Here is a 16,785-nt window from a genome sequence, read left to right as displayed (position 1 = left end):
CCTCCATGCCCATCGCCACGCGCGCCTTCGCCGCGACCGCCGCCGACCAGCCGCTGAGCCCCTACAGCTTCGAGCGCCGCGATCCCGGCCCGAACGACGTGGCCATCGCGATTAAATATTGCGGCGTCTGCCACTCGGACCTGCATGTGGTGAAGAATGACCTGGGCGGGACGCGCTATCCCATCGTGCCGGGCCATGAGATCGCCGGGGTGGTGACGGCGGTCGGCGCCAACGTCACCCGGTTCAAGGAAGGCGACCGCGTCGGCGTCGGCTGCATGGTCGACAGCTGCCGGACCTGTTCGGCCTGCCGCGAGGGGCTGGAGCAGTATTGCGAGCCGGGCATGACCCAGACCTACGGCTCGCGCGATCCCAAGGGCGCCGGCGTCGGCCAGACCATCACCCAGGGCGGCTATTCCGACCGCATCACGGTGGACCAGGCCTTCGTGCTGAAGATTCCCGACAGCCTGCCGCTGGATGCGGCGGCGCCGCTGCTGTGCGCAGGCGTGACCACCTGGTCGCCGCTGAAGACCTGGGGCGTGGGGCCGAGGTCGAAGGTGGCGGTGATCGGCCTGGGCGGGCTGGGCCACATGGCGGTCAAGCTGGCCGCCGCCCTGGGCGCCGAGGTGACGGTGCTGTCGACCTCGGACCGCAAGAAGGCCGACGCCGAGCGGATGGGCGCCCGGCATTTCCTGATCAACTCAGACGCCGAGGCCATGAAGGCGGCGGCCGAGCAGTTCGACCTGATCATCAACACCGTCTCGGCCACGCATGAGATCGCCAGCCACGTCAATCTGCTGGCGCGCGACGGGACCATGGTCATGCTGGGGCTGACGAGGGAGGGGCTGCCGGTCTTCGCCATGCCCCTGCTGTGGCGGCGTCGCCGCATCGCCGGCTCGCTGATCGGCGGCGTCCGCGAGACGCAGGAGATGCTCGACTTCTGCGGCGAACACGGGATCGTGTGCGATATTGAGGTGATCGCCCCCGATCAGATCAACCAGGCTTATGAACGGATGGAGCGGTCGGACGTGCGCTACCGCTTCGTCATCGACATGGGCCGCATGACCGCAACGGCGTAACCCCGTCTTCTCGTTCGTCTCCAGCCGCGCTAAGGCTGTCGGCAAGGGAGGCGGACGGCGTCGCGACCACGATGGCCGCCGCACAGGACAGGGAGAGGTCATGACGCGTACCGCATTCGTCACCGGGGGCACCCGGGGCATCGGCAAGGCGATCGTTCAACGACTGAAGGAAGACGGGCTGCAGGTCGCCGCCGGCTATTCCGGCAACACCGAGGCCGCAGAGGCCACCGCCCGCGAACTGGGCGTCATGGTGGTGAAGGGCAACGTCGGCTCTTTCGACGACTGCGCCCGGGCGGTGCAGGAGGTCGAGGCGCAGTTCGGTCCCATCGACGTTCTGGTGAACAATGCGGGCATCACCCGCGACGGTTTCTTCCACAAGATGAGCGCGGACCAGTGGTCCGACGTGATCCGCGTCAACATGGACAGCGTGTTCAACATGACGCGCCAGGTGATCAACGGGATGCGCGACCGGGGCTTCGGCCGCATCGTCAACATCTCCTCGATCAACGGCCAGAAGGGCCAGATCGGCCAGACCAACTATTCAGCCGCCAAGGCCGGGATGATCGGCTTCACCAAGGCGCTGGCGCTAGAGAACGCGCGCAAGGGCGTGACCGTCAACTGCATCGCGCCGGGCTATATCGACACCGAAATGGTCGGCGCCATGGACCAGAAGGTGCTGGACAGCATCGTGGCCCAGATTCCGGTCGGCCGCCTGGGCAAGGGCGAGGAGATCGCCGACATGGTGTCCTGGCTGTCAGGCGAGCGTGCCGGATATGTCACAGGCTGCACCCTGTCGCTTAACGGCGGGCAGTACCTGGTTGGATAAGCCGCGTTCGCCCAAAATCCGCCGTTCGGGCGTATCACCTCTTAAATCATGAGGATTGCGGTCGGAGCCGTGGCGGAGAAGCCGCCTCTCTTCGCCGTCGCCGCGCCCAGCGCCGCGACGGGCGCCGGCCTGCGCCTGCTCTGCGTCACGGGACTGGCGATGGCCGTCGCGGGTCTGGCGGGCGCCGTCAGGGCCGAGGCCCAGACCCGCTCCAACGTCCAGGCTGAACAGAGCCGCGTCATCCGTGACCAGTCGGTGACCCGCACCACCCCGCCGCCGGGACGCTATGTCTCCGAGGCGGGGCAGGCCTTCATCCTGGACCGGGCGGGGTCGCTGACCCTGTTGCGGTTCGAGCGCTCGACCGAGACCTGGGCCCTGCGTCCGTCCTCGGCCCCGCGCGGCGACACCATCTATCGGAACGACGCGGGCGATCAGGTGCTGCGCGTCACCGCCGGCGGCGGCGTCACCGTCTATACGACGCGCACGCCCGGCGGCTCGCCGGTCTCCCTGGCCGGGCCGCCGGTCAGCCTGGAGCCGCCCTCGCTCGGCCCGGTGCAGATGTTTAACCTGATGACCCGGCGCAGCAGCCTGGTCTCGGAAGCCATGGGCCGACTGGTCCGCATCAACGTCTTCGGCGAGGAATCCGAGGCCCTGTGCATCGAGGCGCTGATCGTCACCACCGACGCCGTGGTCCGCATCGCCCGCTCGCCCAGCGCCCGCCCCTTCCTGGACCGGCTGCGCAGCATCACCGTGGTCGAGGGCCAGCGCGCGAGCGTGACCTATTCCAGCGGCGACCTGCGCGTCGTGGTCGATCCCCGGCGCGGCATCGCCGGTCGTCCGTCGTCGGCGCGCGTCATCCGGGCCGTCATCCCGCAGGACTGACGTGGACCAAAGGCCCAGGCCGCCCCATCTGCCCTTTCGCGCCCATTGGGCGTATGAGGGCCGCCATATTCACCATCAGAGAGGCTGATTTCACAGTGACCTCTTCCCTCACCGCCGTTTCCGCCGAGGACAAGGCCAGGACCCGCGCCATCGTTCCGGTGTCGATGAAGGGCTATGACGCCGACTTCCAGGCCTTCGCCGACGCCCTGGGCGCCTCGTTCGCCCGCTACGGCTTCGCCGTCATCGCCGACCACGGCCTGGACCAGGGCCTGATCGACGCCGCCGTGACCGACGCCAAGACCTTCTTCGCCCTGCCCGAGGACGTGAAGCGCCAGTATCACCAGCCCGGCACCGGCGGCGCGCGCGGCCTGACGCCGTTCGGCGTCGAGGCGGCCAAGGGCGCCAAGGCCGTCGATCTGAAGGAGTTCTGGCACACGGGCCGCGAACTGCCCGAGGGCCACCCCTATCGCCGATACATGCGCGACAACGTCTGGCCGACCGAGGTCGCGGGCTTTCAGCGGCACGTCTACGGCCTGTACGACGGTCTGGACACGCTGGGCCGCCGCATCCTGAAGGCCATCGCCCGCTATCTGAAGCTCGACGACGCCTATTTCGAGGACAAGGTCCAGCTGGGCAACAGCGTGCTGCGCCTGCTGCACTATCCGCCGATCCCGGCCGACGCCGAGGGCGTGCGCGCGGGCGCCCATGAGGACATCAACGTCATCACCCTGCTGCTGGGCGCCGAGGAGGCCGGGCTGCAGCTGAAGGACTCGGACGGCGAATGGCTGGACATCGCCCCGCCGCCGGGCGCCCTGGTGGTCAACATCGGCGACATGCTGCAGCGGCTGGTCAACCACGTCCTGCCGTCGACGACGCACCGCGTGGTCAATCCGGCGCCCGAGCGTCGCGGCTTCGCCCGCTATTCGACGCCCTTCTTCCTGCACTTCAACCCGGACTTCCCGATCGAGACCCTGCCGTCGACGATCACGGCGGAGAACCCGGACCGCTATGCGGGCAAGACCATCCTGGCCGAGGATTTCCTGACCGAACGTCTGAAGGAGATCCGCCTGATCTGACCGGGCGGGACGGCTGAAAGCATGAAGGGCCGACGGAGCGATCCGCCGGCCCTTTTGCTTGCGGCGACGCCGGCGTCAGCGGGCGATGCGCAGGCGGGTGATGTCGCGGCCGATGGCGCGAAAGGCGTCACGCAGATCCGTGCCGCTGTCGGCCTTGAAGAAATGGGTGTCTTCGTTTGTGGCGCAGGCGCGCATGACGTCCAGGGCGGTATCGACGACGCCGACTCGTCCTGTGGCGTTCCCAAGGTTGAAGCCCACCGTGTAAACGACGATGTTCTGAGCCTTCATCCCTTCGCACAGCTTCACCGACTGCTGGAAGGGGTCCCCGTTGGTGGCCGCGCAATAGATGCGGCTTGTCGAACGCCCGCCCGTATTGGCGGCGACGTCCTCACAATAAGGCGCATTGAACTCACCGTCCGTCATCAGGACCACGGCCTTGAGAGTCCTGGACATATCATAGGGAGCCGGCTGGCCGTCGCCCGTGAAGATCGACCCGAAAGTGGGCGACACCAGATACCAGCCCCAGGCGATGCCGATCTGTCCGGCGGTGTTGCCCGCAGCCCCGAGCGAATTGATACGGTCTTCGAGATCCCCGCGAACGCTGGTCAACGGCAGGATCGGCTGCGAGTTGCAGTTGGTCGCATAGACCCGCCCCACAGGAGCCACGCCGGGCGCAGTATCCTTGTAAGCATCCTCGCCGGTCCGCTCGCTCACGCAATTGGTCGCCGGCAGGCGTGAATAGGTGTTCGACGCGTTCCGGAACACGAAATAGTGGCAGCCGCGGCTGGCGCAGTATGCCTGTCCGCCGCTGCCGTAATCTCTGTAGCTGGGGCCATACAGACCGGGGAGGGAGAACCTATCTGCGTCCAAGACTTTGACCCGGACGTGGTTGCCGTTGACGTTCGGAACGCTGCTCGTACGGCGACCCAGGCCACTGACGCCTTCAATATAGACGTATTCATCGTCTGACAGGCCATGGCGAGTCGAGGTCACCACCAGGGAGCAATCCCCCACGATGCATGGTTGCACCGCGCCCCTGGTCGCGGCTCTGGAAGCCGAGCGAGTATCGGAGCCGTCGAGGCTGAAGCGGTTCTGATCGATACGGGTGATCTTGTAGGTGTTGTCGTTGAGGTCGGTGGTGTTGTTGACCCCCGTGATCAACACCCCCTGGCCCGACTGCAGGCCGTGGTTGCTCACCGTCACCACTGCAGGGCGAGCGCGGCTGACGGACGTTATATCCAGCGCCCTTTCCAAATAGCCGACGGCGTTGATGTCGGTCGGACCGCGCAGGTCGCCGCGAGCCGCCTTGGCCAGCGTCCCCGGCAGGGTGGCGCTGGCGTCCAGCTTCACCGCCCAGTCGTAGGGGGCCACGGCCGCGCGGGAATAGAAGGGCGACTGCTGGTCCTGCACGACGATCTTGACCAATTCCTTGGCCGCTTCGCGCAGGTCGCCGATGCTGCCGCTCATCGATCCCGTGGTGTCCAGCACCATGGCCACCTCGACGTTGCGCGACGCGCGCAGGACTTCGGAGCGGGTGCTGACCGGGAGGTAGTCGTCCAGCAGCTTGCCGTAGGGGGGCAGGACGATGTTGGCGACCAGAACCTTGACGTTGACCCTGGCGTCGCCGGTGACGCGGTTGTTGAGCAGGACGAAGTTGGCCGTGTCGCCCGAGGTCTCGCCGAAATAGCCGGGCATGTTGGCCTTGAGCGCCGCCAGGCCGACCTTGTTGATGTTGACGTCGTCCGTGAAGGTCGAACGGGCGGCGGCCAGGGCGGCGGCGTCCAGCGCGTCCTGAAGCTGGGCCTTCACCTTGGAGGCCTGGTGGATGTCGATGGCGCCCAGGGTGATCATCAGCAGCACCGGCAGGGCCAGGGCGAACATCATCGCCACATTGCCCTGGGTCTGGCGCAGAAAGCGCGAGGTCAGTCGCTTCAGCCCGGCGGCGGCGCGGGCGCATGTCAATCGGTCCATCGTGTCGCCACCCCCGGCTGCCCTGGCGCGGACGCTGGGTCCGCCGTCGTCCCCAGCATGACGCGGGTCCGTTAAGGCTTGGCCCCAAGCTCACGGTTAACAGCGGGTTGCGAAATCTGCGCCCTCAGCGGCGGTCGACGCAGGCGTCCAGCCCCTGTTGGCGCACAGTACCCATCGCGGCCTGAATGCGGGCCGCCCGGCGACGGACATAGGGGCCGGGCGCGGCGGCGTTGTAACGGCGCGGGCTGGGCAGGATGGCGGCCAGGCGGGCGGCCTCCTGCGCGGTCAGTTTGTCGGCGCTCTTGTCGAACCAGTGGCGCGAGGCGGCCTCGGCGCCATAGACGCCCGGCGCCCATTCGGCGACGTTCAGATACATCTCCATGATCCGCCGCTTGCCCCAGCCGATCTCGATCAGGCCGGTGTAGCCGACCTCCAGCCCCTTCCTGACCCAGTCGCGGCTGGGCCACAGGAAGACGTTCTTGGCGGTCTGCTGGCTGATGGTCGAGGCGCCGCGCCTCTTGTCCGAGCCGCGCTGCTCAGCGCGTTCGTTGGCCTCCATCGCCTTCTGGATGGCCTCGACGTCGAAGCCGTGGTGCTGGCAGAAACGGGCGTCCTCGGCGGCGATCACCGCCTCGACCAGACGCGGCGAGATGTGGTCCAGCGAGCGCCAGCGATAGTCCATGCCGTGCCCGGCCGCCGCCTGTTTGACCATCAGGATCGTGGCGAGAGGCGGCAGGAAGCGATGCACCGCCACCCCGGCCAGCGGGAACAGGGCCAGGATCACGAGCAGGGTCAGGATCGGCCGCCGCCTGCGGCCCTTTGCGCGGGTCATGGGGTGAGGATGACTCAGGAAGGTTGAGAAATCACGGCGACGCTTGCCAAACCGCCGTCATTCTCGGGCTTGACCCGAGAATCCAGGAGCGCCGGCGCCTGAACGAGGATCGCAGAACCGTCGAGGGGCTGGATCCTCGGGTCAAGCCCGAGGATGACGGCATGGAGGGATACGGATCAGAGCGAGGCCACGCCCGCGTGGCCGTCCTCGTCGGCCCAGGCGATGCGAGCGGCGCCGGAACTCATGGCCAGAGCGGTGATGGGGGCGCCCTTGTCCTGCTTGACGAACTGAAGGCCGCGCCCGGCCGGATCGGCCCACCAGACGCGCCCGTCTTCCAGCCCCGCCGCCAGACGGCCGTGGGCGGGGGCGGCGGCGACCTGGGCGATCAGGGTCGTTTCGTCATAGCCGATCTCGGTCGCCTCGCGGCCCATCGGCCCGTTGGAGCCGACGAAGGGCCACAGCACCACGCCCTGCGCGCCCGAGGTGGCCAGAAGCTGCCCCTTGGCCATGAAGGCGAAGCTCTTGATCTTGGACGGATAGCCGCCCATCCGCATGTTCTTCTGATCCTTCAGCCGCCAGCCGTGCAGCTGATTGTCCTGCATGGAGGTGACGACATAGGCGCCGTCGGTCGAGAAGCCGACCGCCAGATGCGACCCGGCCCAGGCCAGCTTCGTCGGCTGCTGCTGCTCGATGCGGGCGTACCACAGCCAGGCGCCGCCATAGGTCGAGGCGGCGATGCGGCGGCCCTTGGGATCGAACGCCACGCCCGAGACGGTGCGCTCGTGCTGGAAGTCGCGGCGGAAGTGCGGATCCTTGACGTCCAGCACGCTCAGGGTGCGGCCCGAGGAGAAGGCGATCAGGCCCGACTCGGCCGAGGCGGCGACGGCGTCGATCCATTGGCCCTTGGTCTGGGCCAGCAGGACGGCCTCGCCTTCGCGGCTCCAGACCAGCTTGCCGTCGTCGCCGCCGGTGACGACGCCCTCGCCCGAGGGGTGGACGCAGGCGCACAGGACGGCGCCGTCATGGACCTCGCTGCGGGCGCCGCTCTCGAACCGCACCGAGCCGTCGCCCAGGGCGAAGATCGCGCCGGTCTTGTCGAACAGGGCGGCGGTGACCTGGGCGTCGAAGGAGAAGGTCGTCATGTCGGCTCGCACACGCAAAGAAAGTCAGAGGGGCCTCATAACCTCCCCCGTCGCGTCTGTCGCGTGGCGGGTCTATGAGGGGGCCATGACCCTGCTGCTCATTCCCGGCTTCATGGCCGATGCGACCCTGTGGGACGCCCTGAAAGACGAAATGACCGACGATCTGGCCCCGTTCGGGCCGCTGGTCGCCACCGACCTCAGCCGGGGTGAGGATATCGAGAGCATGGCGGCGGCCATCCTGAGCGACGCGCCGGAACGGTTCGTCGCCGTGGGCTTCTCGATGGGCGGCTATGTGGCGCGCGAACTGGCGCGGATCGCGCCGCAGCGGGTGGAGGCCCTGATCCTGATCGCCACCTCGGCGCGCGGGGATACGGAGGAGTTGATCCGCCAGCGGCGTTCGTCGTTGAAGGCGCCGCCGAAGGCCTTCAAGGGGTTGAGCCGTCCGGCCATCGTCTCGTCCCTGCACCCCGATCTGGCGGACGACGAGGCGATGATCGCGCGGGTGCGCGACATGGGCCTGCGACTGGGCGGCGAGGTGTTTCACCGCCAGTCGGCGATGGCGCGGGCGGGCGATCTGGACCGGTTGGGAGATATCCCTCAGCCGACGCTGATCGTGGCGGCGGATACGGATCGGCTGCGCAGCGCTGAGGAGGCGGAAGAGTTGCACCGCGGGATCGCAGGTTCGACGCTGGAGACGGTGACGCACACCGGCCACATGATCCCGCTGGAACAGCCGAAGGCGCTGGCGCGGGTGATAACGGAATGGCTGAAAACCCTCTCCTGACGGGAGAGGGCTTGAGACTCGGAGAGCCAAAGGCGATCCGCAAGCCGAAAGGGTGAGGGTTCGCGGGCGAAGTCGGCCGAAGGCCGCGGCGCGACGGCTTACGCCGACGGACAGGACAAGCCCCTCACCCTTTCGCGCAAGAACGATCGCTCCCCTCTCGTGCGCTCAAGCCCTCTCCCGCCGGGAGAGGGTGTTAGCGGTGCGTCTCGACCCAGCGCTTCGTCATCAGTTCGCCGGACGCATAGGCCTCCTGAAGCTCGACGCTCCAGTAGTTGAGGGCCTCCAGCGGGATCGGGGCGCCCGAGACGGCGCAGCGGACGAAGTCGCCGCGCTGCAGGACCTCGAAATCGGGCGTGCCGTAGATCAGTCTGGCCTCCACACGCCCCGTCATGCCGCGCAGGCCTCGAACCCGGCCTTCAGGGCGGCTTCGTCCAGGTCGCGGCCGATGAAGACGGCGCGGCTCCAGCGGCGCTCCTTTTCGCCCCAGGGCTTCTGAAGGTCGCCTTCGAGGATCATGTGAACGGCCTGGAAGACCAGACGGCGATCCTCGCCGGCCACGTCGATGATGCCCTTGGCGCGCAGGATGTTCTGGCCCTGCTCGCCCAGAAGCTTGTCCAGCCACGCCGTGAAACGGGCGCCGTCCAGCGGGCGATCCAGCGTCAGGGAAATCCCCTTGATGTCGTCATTGTGCGCGTGGCCGCGCGGGCCGTGGTCATGCCCATCGTGATGGTCATGATCGTGCGCGTGGTCATGGTGGTGGTGATCATGGCCGCAATGCTCGTCGTGGACGTGGCCCTCGGCGCCGTGAGGCGGGTTCACGAAGTCCGGCTTGACCTCAAGGATGCGGTCCAGGTCGAAGGCGTGCAGGCCCAGCACCTGATCCAGCGGCACGTTCGAGCGTTCGGCGCGGACGATGGGGGCCAGCGGGTTCAGCGCGCGCAGCCGGGCCTCGACGTCAGCCAGAGCGGCCTCGTCCACCAGATCGATCTTGTTCAGGATGATGCGGTCGGCGAAGGCGACCTGCTCGCGCGCCTCCTTGGAGTCGTCCAGACGCGCCATGACGTGTTTGGCGTCGACCAGGGCCGTCACGCTGTCCAGCTGGGTCTTGGCCTTGACCTCGTCGTCGACGAAGAAGGTCTGGGCCACCGGGCCGGGGTCGGCCAGGCCGGTCGTCTCGACGATGATGGCGTCGAAGGCGGGCTTGCCGGGGCGCTGGCGCTTCATCAGGCCGTTGACCACGCGGATCAGGTCGCCGCGCACCGTACAGCAGACGCAGCCGTTGTTCATCTCGAACACGTCCTCGTCGGCGCCGACCACCAGGTCGTTGTCGATGCCGATCTCGCCGAACTCATTGACGATGACGGCGTAGCGCTTGCCGTGGTCCTCGGTGAGGATGCGGTTCAGCAGGGTGGTCTTGCCGGCGCCGAGGTAGCCGGTGAGGACGGTCACGGGAGTCTTCTGGGTCATGGCTCGCTAGATGGCGGCTGAGAGCCGCCTTGGGAAGGGGCGAAACCGCTCAGCAGGTCGGACAATCCGGCAGGACCGCCGTTTCCAGCTGAAGGGTCGTGTGGCTGATGTCGAATCGACCGCGCGCCAGGCCTTGCGCCTCGGCCAGAAGGGCGTCGCCGTCGGGACGCTGGTGGACGATATGGGCGGTCAGGGCCGCGTCCGTGGTCGACAGGCCCCAGACGTGCAGGTCGTGCACCGCCGTCACCCCCGGCAGGGCCAGGAAGGCGGCGCGAATCTCGCCCACGTCCAGGCCGTTCGGCGCGGCGTCCAGCGCAAGGTTCACCGAATCCTTCAGCAGGCCCCAGGTGCCGATCATGATGACGGCGACGATGAGCAGGCTGACGATCCCGTCGATCATCGACCAGCCGGTCAACAGGATGACCGCCCCGGCGATCACCACGCCCAGCGACACGGCGGCGTCGGCCATCATGTGCAGATAGGCGCCGCGCACGTTCAGGTCCTTGTGCTGGTCCTTCATGAACAGCAGGGCGGTGCCCAGGTTGATGACGAAGCCGATCCCCGCCACGGCGATAATGACGCCCGAGGCCACCGGCGCGGGCTCGGCCAGGCGGCGCACCGCCTCGAAGGCGATGGCGCCACAGGCGAAGATCAGCAGAAGGGCGTTGCCCAGGGCCGCCAGGACCGTCGCCTTGCCATAGCCGTAGGTGCGCTTCGGCCCCGCCGCGCGCCGCGCCAGCCAAGCCGCCCCGCCCGCCATGGCCAGGCCCAGCACATCCGACAGATTGTGGCCCGCATCCGCCATCAGGGCGGTGGAATCGGCGATGAAGCCGGCGGTGAACTCGGCGGCGACAAAGGCCAGGTTGACGATCAGGCCGACGGCGTAGCGCCAGTCGCCCGTGTCGGTCGGGCCATGATGGTGATGATGCCCGCCCAGACCATGGGAATGGCCGTGCGAATGCCCGTGAGCATGGCTGTGGGAATGATCGTGATGATCGTGGCCGTCATGGCCGTGTGCGTGATCGTGCGCCATGTCCGTTCAGCTAGATCCTCCCTCGCGGGAAGGTCAAGACCCGCCAGGATAAGTCTTTGAATGTAAATATATAACCTATCGAAACTCAGTGCTGGTGCGTCAGCACCAGGAAGCCGATCAGGATCAGGGCTCCGCCCAGGATGGCTCCCTCGTAGCGCGCCCACCGCTCCAGCCGCAGGATGGAGTAGCCTGCGGTCGCCAGGGCCGCCAGCAGGGTCATGCCCAGCACCGTCCCGGCCGTGAAGGCGAGAGTCAGAAGGGCCAGCGCCCCCACGCCCTCGGTCGCCGAAGACAGATAGATGGGCAGCAGCACCTCGCCCGGCGTCACGGCCATCATCAGCACCAAGCCCCAGAAGGCGGCGCGATCCGACACCGCCGGCTCGGCCAGTTCGGTCGCGGGCCCGCCTGCGGTCGCCGGGCGCCTCAGCGAGGCCCTGGCCAGGTAGAAGGCGCCGAACAGGAACAAAAGGGCCGCCGACAGGTGGGGCAGCAGCCCCTCCACCCAGCGGTTCAGCGCCAGACCGGCCGCCACGATCAGCGAGCCGACCACGGCGGTCGACACGATATGCGCCAGACCGGCCGTGATCACGGCCGTCATCACCCGCGCCACGCTCCAGCGCTGGGCGCGGCCGACGAGGACGAAAGGCAGCCAGTGGGTCGGCAAGGCCGCGTGCAGGAAGGCCGCGACGAAGCCGCCGCCCAGAAGCGACAGCAGCACCGGCTCGGCGAGATCGGGAGAAGACATGGCCGCTCCCTTAGAATGTTATCTTATAACAGTCGAGAAGAATCGGCGAAGAATCTTCATGCGCGGCGTCACGCCGCGCTCTCTATATATGCCCCCATGCGCGCCTATCGGCTTGCGTGGTCCGTGCGATCCGGCCACAGAGTCCGCCAGGAACCGGTTTCATGCGGGTTTTGGCCCGGCAGGCGTCCGTTTCACGTTGACTCTTCCGTGACCATCCGTATATGTCGCCGCTCTTCGCCCGCAGGGTCTCCTGGCGGGCGCATCCATTTTTGCGTTCACGCTGAGGCTTCCTAATGTACGCGGTGATCAAGACCGGCGGAAAGCAGTACCGGGTTCAACCGGGCGATGTGATTGTTGTCGAGAAGATCGACGGCGACGCTGGCGCTGCCGTCAATTTCGGTGAAGTCCTCATGCTGGGCGGCGACAAGGGTGTTACGGTCGGCGCTCCGCTGATCGACGGCGCCGCTGTCGCAGCCACGCTGATCGAGACCCGCAAGGGCGAGAAGATCAAGATCTTCAAGAAGATCCGTCGTCAGGGCTATCGCCGCACGAACGGCCATCGCCAGATGGAATCGGTCCTGCGCATCACCGGCATCGAAGGCGCCGGCGAGAAGGCCAAGTGGGACGGCAAGGTCGAGCTGATCACCAAGGCGGAAATCAACGCCCGCGCCCGTGGCCTGGCCCCGCGCGTCGAGGCTGTCGAAGCCGAGGCTCCGAAGGCCAAGAAGGCTCCGGCCAAGAAGGCCGCCGCCAAGAAGGCTGACGCCGCCGAAGGCGCCGAAGCCTAAGAGTTTCACCGGCGCTGGATCAGCGCCAGTCCAGATCGTGAGGGTGCGCTCAAGCCGGCCGAATGGCCGATAGCGCCCCAAGAAGAGGAGCAGCAAGATGGCTCACAAGAAATCCGGCGGTTCGTCGCGTAACGGTCGCGACTCCGAGTCGAAGCGCCTTGGCGTGAAGAAGTTCGGCGGCGAGCGCGTGCTGGCCGGCAACATCCTCGTGCGTCAGCGCGGCACCAAATTCCACCCGGGCGCCAACGTCGGCCTGGGCCGCGACCACACCCTGTTCGCCACGGCGACCGGCGCGGTGCAGTTCACCACCAAACGTGGCGGCCGTTGTTACGTGTCGATTCTCCCGGCCAACGACGACGCCCAGGCGATGGCCGCCGAGTAACGCGAAGCCAGGACAGTATTTCCCCGGATCGCGTTGCTCTCGACAGCAGCCCGATCCGGACCAAGGGAAAATTTTCCGCGGGGAGTCTGGATCACCAGGCTCCCCGTTTGCGTTTCCCCGCCTCGAAGCCGCCCGAGCCCTCCAAGGAGGCGGCGCCGAAGACATCGAGGCCGAACCATGTGCGTGATCGAAACCTCTCCCGTCGTCGAGACGCGGCGCCTGCTGCTGCGCGCCCCCGGCGCCCAGGACGTGTCGCGGATCGCGACCCTGGCCAATGACCATGACATCGCCCGCATGACCAAGCGGATGCCCCACCCCTTCGGCGTCGACCACGCCGAGGACTTCGTGCTGCAGGTGGCGTCCCAGGACCCGAAGAAGGCCAACACCTTCCTGATCGAGCATGAGGATCACGGCCCGGTGGGCGTCATCGGCATGTTCCACGACGCCGACGCCGTGCCCGAAGCGGGCTATTGGATCGGACGGGAGTTCTGGGGTCGCGGCTATGCGACCGAGGCGCTGCAAGGCGCCCTGGTCTGGGCCTCGACGCGGTGGAAGCGCCGCGCCCTGATGGCCGGCCACTTCTCTGACAACCCCGCCTCGGGCCGGGTGCTGGAGAAGGCGGGCTTCCTCTACACCGGCGAGACCCGTCCGGCCTTCAGCCGCGCCCGGGGCGAAAGCGCCGATACGCGGATGATGGTCTGGCTGGCCTGATAGGGTGCGGAAATCGCGGGGCTTTCGGTCAGCGACGCAGTTTTTTCACGAAAGCGGAAAAAGGCTGTTGACCGCCCCGAGGGTCCCCCCTATTAGTCCGCGCCTCGGCGGGGTGACCCACCGGGCCCAGGTGGCGGAATTGGTAGACGCGCTGGCTTCAGGTGCCAGTGGCTTAACGGTCGTGGAAGTTCGAGTCTTCTCCTGGGCACCATTTCTCAAGCGGCGCTGTATCCGATAGGATGCGGCGCCGTTTGTCATTTCGGCCCCGACCTCCCCTTCCCTGCGCCGCGATAGCAAAGGTCGAGCCTGCGTTCTGGCGATAGCGCGCGGTTCGTCTATGTTACGGCCTGAACGACTGACGAGTTTTGCGCGCATGACGGTTTATTTCCACGAGGGCGACCTGCCCGACGGCCTCGACCTGGGCCTGGAGGTTGCGATCGATTCCGAGACGATGGGCCTGCGCTTCCGTCGCGACCCGCTGTGCGTGGTGCAGCTGTCGTCCGGCGACGGGAACGCCCACGTCGTGCGCCTGAACCGCCCCGCCTATGACTGCCCCAACCTGAAGCGGCTGCTGACCGATCCGAAGGTGCTGAAGATCTTCCACTTCGGCCGCTTCGACATCGGCATGTTCGAACTGCACCTGGGCGTCGAGACGCGGCCGGTCTACTGCACCAAGATCGCGTCCAAGCTGGCGCGCACCTATACCGACCGGCACGGCCTGAAGGACGTGGCGCGCGAACTGGCCGGGGTCGACATGTCCAAGGCGCAGCAGAGCTCGGACTGGGGGGCGGCCGAACTGAGCCAGGCGCAGATGGACTACGCCGCCTCGGACGTTCTCTACCTGCACGTCATCAAGGACCGGCTGAACGAGATGCTGGTCCGCGAGGGCCGCATGGAGCTGGCCCAGGCCTGCTTCGACTTCCTGCCCATGCGTTCGCGCCTCGACCTGGCCGGTTGGGACGAGATCGACATCTTCGCCCACGCCTGAAGGACGGACCTGAAACGCCGATGAGCGAACAGCACGCCCAGGACGAGCAGAAGCGCGCCGACGAGGCGCGCGTCGCCCGCGCCGGCGAACGCTGGCGCACGCGCTCGCGACGGGTGAAGCTGTATCGGCGCGTCCTGCCCATCGTCATCCTGATGCTGGCGGGGGGCGCCCTGACCTGGACCGTGTTCCGCACCGTCATGTCGGGGGTGGAGCGCAAGGCCAGCGAGAGCCGCGAGATCCGCCTGGACAACCCCATGTTCCACGGCCAGGACGCGCAGGGGCGCTCCTTCGTCATCGGCGCCCAGGGCGCGGTGCGCGACCCGGCGACCGGCCATTTCCGCCTGATCGGCCCCCTGCTGCGGTTGAACCTGGGCGCGCGAAAGACGACGGAGCTGAGCGCCGACGGCGGCACCTATATCGAGACGCAGCGCAAGGTCGTCATCGGCCCGAACGTCAAGATTTCCGACGGCGGCACGGGCTGGGAGCTGACCACGCCGGAAGCCGTGGTCGACACGGACACCGGCGTCGTCACCGGCGACAAGGGGGTGCAGGGTCGCGGCCCCCTTGGAAGCATCGATGCTTCGTCTTATGCGATCTATGATCAGGGCCAGCGGGTCGTCTTCAACGGCCAGGGCGAAAACAAGGTGCGCGGGACCATCAATCCCGCCGGAGCCGACAGATGAACATGTCCAAGTCCAAACTGACGCTCGCGGGCGTCGCCCTGCTGACCGCCCTGGCCCTGCCCGCCGTTTCGGGCGCCCAGAACGCATCAGCCAACCGCGCCGACGCCAGCCGCCAGCCGGTCCAGTACGGCGCCGACGCCGGCGAATACACGCCCGACGGCTTCTCCCTGCGGGGCCGGGCCGAGGTGACGCAAGGCTCGAACCGCCTGCGCGCGGACGCCATCCGCGGCTTCACCGCCAACGGCGACCTGACCCGCATCGAGGCGAGCGGCGGCGTCTACTTCGTCACCCCGGACCAGAGCATGAAGGGCGACCGCGCCGTCTATACGCTGAACGACGGCAACGTCGTGGTGACCGGCGACGTGATCCTGACCCAGGGCAAGAGCGTCCTGACCGGCAACCGCCTCGTCTACAACGTCCGCACCGAGACGGCCCGCATCGAGGGCGGGGGCGCCAACGGCCGCGTCCAGGGCGTCTTCTATCCGCAAGGGAACTGACCCCGCGTGGCGCGCAAGGAACTCTCCGCCCTCAACCGGGACGCCCCCGCCGCCGCAGAGACGACGGCGCTTGAGGAGGCGCGTCCCACCGGGCTGCGCGTCGAGCACATCGCCCGCAGCTTCGGCCAGCGTCAGGTGGTGCGCGACGTCTCCCTGAACGTCCAGCGCGGCGAGGTCTGCGGCCTGCTGGGTCCCAACGGGGCGGGCAAGACGACCTGCTTCTACATGATCACCGGCCTGATCCCCGCCGACAGCGGCTCGATCTGGCTGGACAATGAGGACATCACCCAACAGCCCATGTACCAGCGCGCGCGCATGGGCCTGGGCTATCTGGCGCAGGAAGCCTCCATCTTCCGCGGCATGACGGTCGAGCAGAACGTCAAGGCCGTGGTCGAACTGCGCGAGACGACGGCCGCCGGCGTGCGGGACGAGACCACCCGCCTGCTGGAGGAGCTGCGCATCGACCATCTGCGCCACGCCCCGGCCACCGGCCTGTCCGGCGGCGAGCGCCGGCGCGTCGAGATCGCCCGCGCCCTGGCCGCCCGGCCCAGCTTCATGCTGCTGGACGAACCCTTCGCCGGCATCGATCCGCTGGCGATCGCCGACATCCGCCAGGTGATCCGCTATCTGTCGGGCCAGGGCATCGGCGTGCTGATCACCGACCACAATGTGCGCGAGACGCTGGACATCATCGACCGCGTCTCGATCATCTCGTCCGGCTCCGTCCTGTTCGAGGGCACGGCCGACGAGGCGGTGGCCGACGCCGAGGTGCGCCGCGTCTACCTGGGCGAGATGTACGCCTGACGTCGAAAGGCGCACGACGAAAGCGCCGTTCGCCTGACGTTAACAGCTTCGGATCATGATCCCAGCAAGAAGCGGGCCAACAGCGCCTGCGTGCGGGG

19 protein-coding genes and 1 tRNA gene are annotated in these 16,785 nt (G+C 67.6%); 13 read left to right on the top strand and 7 right to left on the bottom strand.

Annotation, left to right across the window (positions count from 1 at the left end; all coding sequences use genetic code 11):
* Nucleotides 1-5 precede the first annotated feature (5 nt).
* The 4 genes from ACWIDZ_RS09125 to ACWIDZ_RS09110 all read left to right on the top strand — a co-directional run bounded on the left by ACWIDZ_RS09125 (nucleotide 6) and on the right by ACWIDZ_RS09110 (nucleotide 3,860).
* Nucleotides 6-1,076: an NAD(P)-dependent alcohol dehydrogenase gene (locus tag ACWIDZ_RS09125; RefSeq protein WP_453987836.1), complete on the top strand. Its 1,071-nt coding sequence runs from the start codon at nucleotides 6-8 to the stop codon at nucleotides 1,074-1,076.
* Nucleotides 1,077-1,176: 100 nt separating this feature from the next.
* Entirely contained in the window at nucleotides 1,177-1,902 is a 726-nt protein-coding gene (gene phbB / locus ACWIDZ_RS09120; protein ID WP_312218264.1) for an acetoacetyl-CoA reductase, read from the top strand.
* Nucleotides 1,903-1,971: 69 nt separating this feature from the next.
* Entirely contained in the window at nucleotides 1,972-2,784 is an 813-nt protein-coding gene (locus ACWIDZ_RS09115; RefSeq protein ID WP_453987837.1) for a DUF4908 domain-containing protein, read from the top strand.
* Nucleotides 2,785-2,837: 53 nt separating this feature from the next.
* Nucleotides 2,838-3,860: an isopenicillin N synthase family dioxygenase gene (locus tag ACWIDZ_RS09110; RefSeq protein ID WP_453987838.1), complete on the top strand. Its 1,023-nt coding sequence runs from the start codon at nucleotides 2,838-2,840 to the stop codon at nucleotides 3,858-3,860.
* A 75-nt stretch (nucleotides 3,861-3,935) separates the two neighbouring features.
* Here ACWIDZ_RS09110 and ACWIDZ_RS09105 read toward each other — a convergent pair whose 3' ends face one another.
* The 3 genes from ACWIDZ_RS09105 to ACWIDZ_RS09095 all read right to left on the bottom strand — a co-directional run bounded on the left by ACWIDZ_RS09105 (nucleotide 3,936) and on the right by ACWIDZ_RS09095 (nucleotide 7,805).
* Nucleotides 3,936-5,831 carry a pilus assembly protein TadG-related protein gene (locus ACWIDZ_RS09105; protein ID WP_453987839.1) on the bottom strand — a complete coding sequence of 632 codons (1,896 nt, stop codon included), beginning with the start codon at nucleotides 5,829-5,831 and terminating at the stop codon, nucleotides 3,936-3,938.
* 124 nt (nucleotides 5,832-5,955) lie between these two features.
* Nucleotides 5,956-6,663 (bottom strand): monofunctional biosynthetic peptidoglycan transglycosylase, encoded by a 708-nt coding sequence (gene mtgA / locus ACWIDZ_RS09100; RefSeq protein WP_453987840.1) that lies wholly within the window; start codon nucleotides 6,661-6,663, stop codon nucleotides 5,956-5,958.
* Nucleotides 6,664-6,839: 176 nt separating this feature from the next.
* Nucleotides 6,840-7,805, bottom strand: a complete 966-nt coding sequence (locus tag ACWIDZ_RS09095; protein WP_453987841.1) for a WD40 repeat domain-containing protein — start codon at nucleotides 7,803-7,805, stop codon at nucleotides 6,840-6,842.
* Between the two features lie 85 nt (nucleotides 7,806-7,890).
* On the opposite strand from ACWIDZ_RS09095, the gene ACWIDZ_RS09090 reads away from it, so the two are divergent.
* Nucleotides 7,891-8,589 (top strand): alpha/beta fold hydrolase, encoded by a 699-nt coding sequence (locus ACWIDZ_RS09090; RefSeq protein WP_453987842.1) that lies wholly within the window; start codon nucleotides 7,891-7,893, stop codon nucleotides 8,587-8,589.
* A 193-nt stretch (nucleotides 8,590-8,782) separates the two neighbouring features.
* On the opposite strand, the gene ACWIDZ_RS09085 is transcribed toward ACWIDZ_RS09090, so the two are convergent.
* The 4 genes from ACWIDZ_RS09085 to ACWIDZ_RS09070 form a co-directional block, all read right to left on the bottom strand.
* Nucleotides 8,783-8,980: a DUF2093 domain-containing protein gene (locus tag ACWIDZ_RS09085; protein ID WP_453987843.1), complete on the bottom strand. Its 198-nt coding sequence runs from the start codon at nucleotides 8,978-8,980 to the stop codon at nucleotides 8,783-8,785.
* Nucleotides 8,977-10,056 (bottom strand): CobW family GTP-binding protein, encoded by a 1,080-nt coding sequence (locus ACWIDZ_RS09080; protein WP_453987844.1) that lies wholly within the window; start codon nucleotides 10,054-10,056, stop codon nucleotides 8,977-8,979. The genes ACWIDZ_RS09085 and ACWIDZ_RS09080 overlap by 4 nt, the downstream gene beginning before the upstream one ends.
* A 49-nt stretch (nucleotides 10,057-10,105) precedes the next feature.
* Entirely contained in the window at nucleotides 10,106-11,089 is a 984-nt protein-coding gene (locus ACWIDZ_RS09075) for a cation diffusion facilitator family transporter (RefSeq protein ID WP_453987845.1), read from the bottom strand.
* A gap of 85 nt (nucleotides 11,090-11,174) precedes the next feature.
* Nucleotides 11,175-11,834: a hypothetical protein gene (locus tag ACWIDZ_RS09070; protein ID WP_453987846.1), complete on the bottom strand. Its 660-nt coding sequence runs from the start codon at nucleotides 11,832-11,834 to the stop codon at nucleotides 11,175-11,177.
* 293 nt (nucleotides 11,835-12,127) lie between these two features.
* On the opposite strand from ACWIDZ_RS09070, the gene rplU reads away from it, so the two are divergent.
* The 8 genes from rplU (at nucleotide 12,128) to lptB (ending at nucleotide 16,687) form a co-directional block, all read left to right on the top strand.
* Nucleotides 12,128-12,622 (top strand): 50S ribosomal protein L21, encoded by a 495-nt coding sequence (gene rplU / locus ACWIDZ_RS09065; protein ID WP_291777160.1) that lies wholly within the window; start codon nucleotides 12,128-12,130, stop codon nucleotides 12,620-12,622.
* Between the two features lie 97 nt (nucleotides 12,623-12,719).
* Nucleotides 12,720-13,004 (top strand): 50S ribosomal protein L27, encoded by a 285-nt coding sequence (gene rpmA, locus ACWIDZ_RS09060; RefSeq protein WP_040344569.1) that lies wholly within the window; start codon nucleotides 12,720-12,722, stop codon nucleotides 13,002-13,004.
* A 177-nt stretch (nucleotides 13,005-13,181) separates the two neighbouring features.
* Nucleotides 13,182-13,715, top strand: coding sequence for a GNAT family N-acetyltransferase (locus ACWIDZ_RS09055; RefSeq protein ID WP_291777148.1), 534 nt, complete (start codon nucleotides 13,182-13,184; stop codon nucleotides 13,713-13,715).
* 124 nt (nucleotides 13,716-13,839) lie between these two features.
* Nucleotides 13,840-13,926: transfer RNA gene (locus ACWIDZ_RS09050), tRNA-Leu, on the top strand.
* Nucleotides 13,927-14,088: 162 nt separating this feature from the next.
* Nucleotides 14,089-14,703 (top strand): ribonuclease D, encoded by a 615-nt coding sequence (locus tag ACWIDZ_RS09045; protein ID WP_453987847.1) that lies wholly within the window; start codon nucleotides 14,089-14,091, stop codon nucleotides 14,701-14,703.
* Between the two features lie 20 nt (nucleotides 14,704-14,723).
* On the top strand, nucleotides 14,724-15,386 hold the full coding sequence (gene lptC, locus ACWIDZ_RS09040; protein ID WP_291777142.1) for an LPS export ABC transporter periplasmic protein LptC: 663 nt from the start codon (nucleotides 14,724-14,726) through the stop codon (nucleotides 15,384-15,386).
* The gene (locus ACWIDZ_RS09035) at nucleotides 15,383-15,883 is read left to right on the top strand and encodes an LptA/OstA family protein (RefSeq protein ID WP_291777138.1); all 501 of its coding nucleotides are present in this window, start codon (nucleotides 15,383-15,385) and stop codon (nucleotides 15,881-15,883) included. Before lptC ends, ACWIDZ_RS09035 begins: the two co-directional genes overlap by 4 nt.
* A 6-nt stretch (nucleotides 15,884-15,889) precedes the next feature.
* Nucleotides 15,890-16,687 (top strand): LPS export ABC transporter ATP-binding protein, encoded by a 798-nt coding sequence (gene lptB, locus ACWIDZ_RS09030; RefSeq protein WP_291777135.1) that lies wholly within the window; start codon nucleotides 15,890-15,892, stop codon nucleotides 16,685-16,687.
* Nucleotides 16,688-16,785 lie beyond the last annotated feature (98 nt).

This window comes from Brevundimonas sp. NPDC055311 (assembly GCF_053645695.1).
Note: the sequence above shows the minus strand (reverse complement) of the source record. Positions and strands in the feature narration are given on the sequence as shown.

Coding starts and splice junctions, on each gene's coding strand:
- lptC (WP_291777142.1), top strand. CDS start 14,724: ATGAGCGAACAGCACGCCCAGGACGAGCAGAAGCGCGCCGACGAGGCG.
- ACWIDZ_RS09105 (WP_453987839.1), bottom strand. CDS start 5,831: ATGGACCGATTGACATGCGCCCGCGCCGCCGCCGGGCTGAAGCGACTG.
- ACWIDZ_RS09080 (WP_453987844.1), bottom strand. CDS start 10,056: ATGACCCAGAAGACTCCCGTGACCGTCCTCACCGGCTACCTCGGCGCC.
- ACWIDZ_RS09035 (WP_291777138.1), top strand. CDS start 15,383: ATGAACATGTCCAAGTCCAAACTGACGCTCGCGGGCGTCGCCCTGCTG.
- ACWIDZ_RS09125 (WP_453987836.1), top strand. CDS start 6: ATGCCCATCGCCACGCGCGCCTTCGCCGCGACCGCCGCCGACCAGCCG.
- ACWIDZ_RS09045 (WP_453987847.1), top strand. CDS start 14,089: ATGACGGTTTATTTCCACGAGGGCGACCTGCCCGACGGCCTCGACCTG.
- ACWIDZ_RS09055 (WP_291777148.1), top strand. CDS start 13,182: ATGTGCGTGATCGAAACCTCTCCCGTCGTCGAGACGCGGCGCCTGCTG.
- ACWIDZ_RS09110 (WP_453987838.1), top strand. CDS start 2,838: ATGAGGGCCGCCATATTCACCATCAGAGAGGCTGATTTCACAGTGACC.
- phbB (WP_312218264.1), top strand. CDS start 1,177: ATGACGCGTACCGCATTCGTCACCGGGGGCACCCGGGGCATCGGCAAG.
- rpmA (WP_040344569.1), top strand. CDS start 12,720: ATGGCTCACAAGAAATCCGGCGGTTCGTCGCGTAACGGTCGCGACTCC.
- ACWIDZ_RS09095 (WP_453987841.1), bottom strand. CDS start 7,805: ATGACGACCTTCTCCTTCGACGCCCAGGTCACCGCCGCCCTGTTCGAC.
- ACWIDZ_RS09090 (WP_453987842.1), top strand. CDS start 7,891: ATGACCCTGCTGCTCATTCCCGGCTTCATGGCCGATGCGACCCTGTGG.
- ACWIDZ_RS09085 (WP_453987843.1), bottom strand. CDS start 8,980: ATGACGGGGCGTGTGGAGGCCAGACTGATCTACGGCACGCCCGATTTC.
- ACWIDZ_RS09070 (WP_453987846.1), bottom strand. CDS start 11,834: ATGTCTTCTCCCGATCTCGCCGAGCCGGTGCTGCTGTCGCTTCTGGGC.
- ACWIDZ_RS09075 (WP_453987845.1), bottom strand. CDS start 11,089: ATGGCGCACGATCACGCACACGGCCATGACGGCCACGATCATCACGAT.
- rplU (WP_291777160.1), top strand. CDS start 12,128: ATGTACGCGGTGATCAAGACCGGCGGAAAGCAGTACCGGGTTCAACCG.
- mtgA (WP_453987840.1), bottom strand. CDS start 6,663: ATGACCCGCGCAAAGGGCCGCAGGCGGCGGCCGATCCTGACCCTGCTC.